Genomic DNA, 5995 nt, shown 5'->3' on the forward strand with positions numbered 1-5995 from the left:
TTAATATTCAAATCGAAAAAGGTAAGCAACTACAAGAGCAGGCTTTATCTAATACAAAACAAAAAATTGAAGACCTATCCGAAAACCAGAGAAAAAACATGCTCACCTTAAAAACATTAAACAATCAATCAGACCAAGAAGTATTAAAATCACCTGTAGATGGAACTATTCACCTAAATGAAGATCTTAAAGGACAAACAGAACTCCCTAAAGGGACTATAATTGCGGAAATTTATCCAAAACAAACTGAAAAAAATTATCATTCACAGCCTTCATACCAGCAGACGAAATAACTCGCGTTAAAATAAATATGGTATCAGTTATTTATTAGAATGTCAAACATGAACTTATTTAATAAAAAAAATAAAGCGTACTGCTACCGCTTTATTTTTGATTGAAAGTCTATCTTTTTATTTCGTCTATTTTCAGGCTCTCTGAATTTTGGGATCTGGCACTGGTAAGGATGCTAGTAATTTTTTCGTATAATCATGCTGTGGGTTAGTCAAAATTTGTTCGCCATGTCCTTTTTCAAGAATTTCACCATGATATAAGACCGAAATAGAATCTGATACCATATTAATGACTGCTAAATCATGTGAAATAAAGAGGCATGAAAATTGTAGCTCATCTTGTAGATCTAAAAACAATTTCAAAACTTCTTTTTGGACAGATACGTCCAAGGCTGATGTTGGCTCATCAGCAATGATAAATTCAGGCTGCAATGCGAGCGCTCTTGCTAGTCCAACACGTTGCCGTTGTCCTCCTGAAAGTTCATGTGGAAAACGGCTTGCAAAATCTTTAGAGAGTTGAACCATTTCTAATAATTCTTCAACACGTGGCATGGCTTCTTTAAGATTCTTTTTCCCAAATCCTGAGTGATGTCCGACACCAGCAACAATCATTGGCTCTGCGATTGCCTCGCCTAATGTCAATAAAGGATTAAATGAGCCAAATGGATCTTGAAAAACATAGCCGATGCGTTGTCGCAAGTTTCGGCGTTCTTTATTATTCAGTTCAGACAGCACCTTACCGTAGACTTTTAATTGTCCTGTAAAAGGAGATAAGCTCATAATTGCACGACCAATTGTTGATTTTCCTGACCCAGACTCACCAACAAGTCCCATTACTTCTCCTTTGCGAATTTCAAAGGAAACATCATCTACTGCTTTAAAAGCTTTGGTAGCACCATGTCCTGGATAAACAACACTAATGTTTTCAGCCTGAACAACGATTTCTGCATCATCAGCAATTGCCACCTTTCGTGTATTAGAACGTCGTGTCTGACTATCAATTTTCGGGACGGCAGCCAATAATTTCTTTGTATAGGCGTCTTTCGGATTAGCAAATAAATCATAAACATCGGCTGATTCAACAATTTGTCCTTGATTCATAACAATCACTCGGTCAGCCATATCTGCAACGACCCCCATGTTATGTGTAATCAATAAAATTGAGGTATTAAATTTTTCACGAATGGATTTGAGTAAAGTCAAGATTTCAGCCTGAACTGTGACATCTAATGCGGTTGTTGGTTCATCAGCAATGATAAGTTTAGCACCTAAGGCCAGGGCTTGAGCGATGACAATCCGTTGCTTTTGACCTCCAGAAAACTGATGAGGATAATAATCTACACGAGTCTCAGGGGAAGGAATACCAACCTTTTCTAAAATCTCAATCGCACGTTTCCGTGCTTCAGCATTTGTCAACTTACGGCCTTCAAATAGTTGCGTGTGCGCACGGATTCCTTCAGCAATTTGCCAACCGATTTTATAAACTGGATTAAGCGCTGTTGATGGTTCTTGAAAAACCATAGCAGCGTCTTTTCCTCGAATTTCGCGTAATTGCTCAGGATTAAGACTTTGAACATCTTGCAAGCCATGCTTATCTGATCTTAGGAGAACTGTTCCGGATTCGATAGATGAGTCTGGTAACATCTGTAAAATCGCTTTTGAGGTGACTGATTTACCAGAGCCAGATTCACCAACAAGTGCTAAAATTTCACCTTGATCAATCGTTAAACAAGCCTTTTTAACGGCATCAAAATCGCCTTGGTCTGTACTAAATCGGACACGTAGATTTTCAATACGCGCGACATCATTTTCAATTTCTGTTCCAATTGTCATTTGTCTGCTCCTTTCTCGTCATCTTTTGCGCTAAATGGTGTTGGTTTGCGACGAATACGTAGACGAGGATCTGCTAAGTCATTTAGTCCTTCACCTAATAACGTAATACCAATCACAACAATAACGATTGCAAATCCAGGAAAGAGTGCTGTCCACCAAATACCTGCGGTGACATCTGAAATTGATCGGTTGAGATCATAGCCCCATTCAGCAGCTGCAGACGGCTCTATACCAAGTCCAAGAAAACCAAGCCCTGCCAAAGTTAAAATCGCTTCTGCTGCATTCATAGTAATGATGACTGGTAAAGTACGAGTTGAATTTTTCAAGACATGGCGAAAGAGAATTCGTGTCGTCGATGCACCAATGGCTTTAGCAGAGTCAATGTAGGCCTCATTTTTTATTTTCATGACTTCTGAGCGAACAACTCGCAAATACTGAGGGACAAAAACCACGGTAATTGAAATCCCCGCAGACATAATGCCGCCAAATATACTCCCGCCTGTTGTATTAAGCATGATTGCCATGACAATCGCGAGCAATAGTGACGGAAATGAGTAAATAGCATCTGCAATCGCAACCAAAATACGATCCAACCAACCACCAAAATAACCAGAAATCAGACCAAGAAAAGTCCCTAGAAAGAGTGATGCGACAACAGAAACTAAGATTGTATAAAGTGCCGTTCTAGACCCCCAGATAACACGAGATAAAACATCCAGCCCACCAACAGTTGTACCAAGTAAATGTTTAGCATCTGGTGTCGCCTGTGTTGCAAAAGAAATGCCGTCAGCTTTGGATTGTGAATAGCTAAATGGTGCTAACAATGGTGCAAAAATGGCAGCTAAGACAAATATTAGGATAATAATCAAACCGGTCAGCAACATAAAACGCTGTAAACCTACAGACTGGCGAATTTGCTTAATAAAAGGTAAGTTTTTAAATTTCTCCATTAGACATCCTCCCCACTTTGTCGCACACGCGGGTCAATTGCAGCCGCTAATATATCGACAATAAAATTAGTGACTGATACGATAATAGCAATCAAAATGACAATACCTTGTACGGCATTGAAATCTCGCGCTTTAATCAGTTGTGATAACTGATAGCCTAAGCCTTTCCATTCGAAAGTCGTCTCGGTTAGAATTGCACCAGCTAACATCATGGCGATATTCATTCCCATTACCGTGATAATCGGCATTAAGGCAGGTTTCCATGCATGTTTGTTAATAATTCGTTTATCAGAAATACCACGTGACCGTGCTGCAAAGACATAATCTGTTGACAAAGTTGAAATCAAATTCGTTCGAATCAGACGAATGAATGTTGCGGCTGTCAGCAGACCAAGTGCCAAAGCTGGTAAAATGGCGTGTGACAACACATCGACAATAATCGTCATATTCCCCGTCTGAATCGAATCTATCAGATTAAATCCGGTTGGAAACGCAACAGCCTGTAAATCACTTTCGTAGAAAGTTGAGACACGACCATTTGATGGTAAAATCGGTAGCCAGACTGAAAAGATGAGTTTCAACAATAAACCTAAGAAAAAGACAGGTGTTGCATAAGACGCAATCGCAAATAGCCTAATCATGACATCTGGTAATTTATCTCGATAATGCGCTGAAAATTTGCCAAGTGGAATACCGATGACCATCGCTAAAATCACAGCTAAAAACGCTAATTCAAAAGTTGCTGCACCATATTTTTTTAAAATAGCTGTAACGGGCATTGACATTGAAGTTGAGTTCCCTAAGTCACCATGCATTAAATTTCCTAAATACTCGATGAATTGGACAATAATTGGTCTATCATAGCCAGCTTGGTGTACACGCTGCGCAATTTCTGCTGGTGGTAATTTCCCTGATAGCGCAATGGAAATTGGATCGCCAGTCATTCTTGTCAAGAAGAAAACAACTGTCACGAGAACAAATACCGTTGGAATGATAAATAAAAATCGCACCAAACAGTATCGTAAAAAATTATTTTTAATGGGTTTATGAGTCACCATTTTTAAATCCTTTAATCTTTCGTATTCTTTAAAATAGGGTTTGTCTTGGGGTGATTAGTATCCTAATACTCCCATGCCAAACCCTATCTTTAAAATTAAGCCTTATTTAGAAATTGCACCATATCTAAATTTGAAGGAACCGTCTAAGGTATCTGAAACACCTTTTACATTTTTTCCTGAAACAGCGATTTGCTTCCCTTCAAATAATGGAATAGTTGGTAAATCTGTTGCAAGTGTTTTTTGGATTTCTTCAAGTTTCTTAACTCGAGCCGCACTGTCTAATTCAGATACCTCTGAGTTTAGTTGTGATTCAATCTTGTCAGAAACATAATTATTATGAATGTAGTTTTCTTTGCCAAACAATGGACTTAGGTAATTGTCAGCATCTGAGAAGTCAGGATACCAACCAAGTTGGTAAACTGGATAAGAACCATTCGAATTTTCTGTAATCACACGATCCTTAGAGTAAACTGACCACTCGGTTTGAGCGATATTGACTTTAAATAAACCAGAATCTTCGAGTTGTTGTTTGATGGCTGCATATTCATCTGGAGACGAAGCACCATAATGGTCACCATTATACTGAATCGTCATCTCAATTGGCGTTTTCACACCCGCCTCTTTTAGAGCTGCTTTTGCTTTATCAACAGATGGTTTACCATCTTGACCATATACTTCTTTCAATGCTGGTGTATAACCAATAAATGATGATGGCACATATGAATAGGCTGGTGAATACGTACCTTTATAAACATTTTTAGCAATTTCTTCTCGGTCAACCAAATTAGCGACTGCTTTTCTAACAGCTAAAGCCTTTGTCTCATCTGCATCTTCAGTTTTAGTTCCGAATGGCTGAATCGCAAAGTTAAAGACCATATAACGCAATTCTCCACCAGGACCTTCAGTTACTTCGATATTATCTTTTTTCTTCAAGTCTGCAATATCAGTCGCGGTCAATGCACGGAATGCGACATCAATTTTATTATTTTGAATATCAAGTTTCATATTTGAGGTGTCAGCATAGTATTTAACTTGATATTTGTCCGCTTTGGCTGGTCCGTAAATACCATCGTAATCTTTACTTTTAGCATAAGCAACCGAATTATTAATGGCATAGGCTTCAATTGTTAATGGACCTGCAAAAGGCTTAGCTTTGACAATATCATCATCTGACGTCAAAGCATCAGGACTGAAAACCTCTTCATCAACAATTGGTCCTGCCGCCGTACAAAGAATTTGCTCCCAGAGAACGTTAAAAGGCGTTTTGAGTTTAAAAACAACTGTACTATCATCTTTTGCTTCGACTGATTCCATATCTGATAAAAGTGATGATGGTCCATTCCCTAAGTCTTTACCATTGGCTCCGATTGTAACAACACGTTTAAACGAAAAGGCAACATCAGAAGCGGTCAACTCATGACCATTTGCGAATTTCAAACCTTTTCTAATTTTAACCGTATATGTTTTGCCATCTTCAGAGAAATTTCCTTTTTCTGAAGCAACATCAGGTTTTGGTTCAATTGAACCATAAGGGAAGTTGAAAAGGAAAGGATAAATATTATTTTCAATAGTAAATGACCCCTTATCATATGAGCCAGCTGGATCAATTGTCAAAACTTTATCCGTTGTTCCTAATACAACAGTATCTTTAGGTGTGCCTTTACCAGCCCCTTTGGATTTTGAAGCACCACATGCGGCAAGTGTCAAAACAGCAGTACATAATGCTGTTCCCATAATAATTTTAGTAACTTTTTTCATAAAAGCCTCCGTTTTTATTTTATTTATATCAAATCGACATATAAGCCATGTACTTCCTTTAATTTCATTACATTACTATCATAAAATAAACCTTTATTATTATAAA

The 5995-nt window shown here is 38.1% G+C and carries 4 protein-coding genes and 1 pseudogene; 1 reads left to right on the top strand and 4 read right to left on the bottom strand.

The window, feature by feature from the left end:
- Positions 1-293 (top strand): annotated as a pseudogene (locus LRA01S_RS11110) (hypothetical protein); the annotation flags it as partial.
- A gap of 132 nt (positions 294-425) precedes the next feature.
- Here LRA01S_RS11110 and LRA01S_RS10035 read toward each other — a convergent pair.
- From LRA01S_RS10035 to LRA01S_RS10050, 4 genes are all read right to left on the bottom strand, one after another.
- Entirely contained in the window at positions 426-2123 is a 1698-nt protein-coding gene (locus LRA01S_RS10035; protein WP_061775487.1) for a dipeptide ABC transporter ATP-binding protein, read from the bottom strand.
- A complete protein-coding gene (locus LRA01S_RS10040; RefSeq protein WP_004261408.1) occupies positions 2120-3073 on the bottom strand; it encodes an ABC transporter permease in 954 nt (317 codons plus the stop codon). The genes LRA01S_RS10035 and LRA01S_RS10040 overlap by 4 nt, the downstream gene beginning before the upstream one ends.
- Entirely contained in the window at positions 3073-4083 is a 1011-nt protein-coding gene (locus LRA01S_RS10045; RefSeq protein ID WP_232505736.1) for an ABC transporter permease, read from the bottom strand. Before LRA01S_RS10045 ends, LRA01S_RS10040 begins: the two co-directional genes overlap by 1 nt.
- 150 nt (positions 4084-4233) lie before the next feature.
- The gene (locus tag LRA01S_RS10050) at positions 4234-5889 is read right to left on the bottom strand and encodes an ABC transporter substrate-binding protein (RefSeq protein WP_061775488.1); all 1656 of its coding nucleotides are present in this window, start codon (positions 5887-5889) and stop codon (positions 4234-4236) included.
- Positions 5890-5995 lie beyond the last annotated feature (106 nt).

Origin of the sequence: Pseudolactococcus raffinolactis NBRC 100932 (genome assembly GCF_001591765.1) — a bacterium.
Lineage (GTDB): Bacteria > Bacillota > Bacilli > Lactobacillales > Streptococcaceae > Pseudolactococcus > Pseudolactococcus raffinolactis.

What these genes read in the sequence shown, in the direction of transcription:
- LRA01S_RS10035 (WP_061775487.1), bottom strand. Translation starts at nt 2,123, where the DNA reads ATGACAATTGGAACAGAAATTGAAAATGATGTCGCGCGTATTGAAAAT.
- LRA01S_RS10040 (WP_004261408.1), bottom strand. Translation starts at nt 3,073, where the DNA reads ATGGAGAAATTTAAAAACTTACCTTTTATTAAGCAAATTCGCCAGTCT.
- LRA01S_RS10050 (WP_061775488.1), bottom strand. Translation starts at nt 5,889, where the DNA reads ATGAAAAAAGTTACTAAAATTATTATGGGAACAGCATTATGTACTGCT.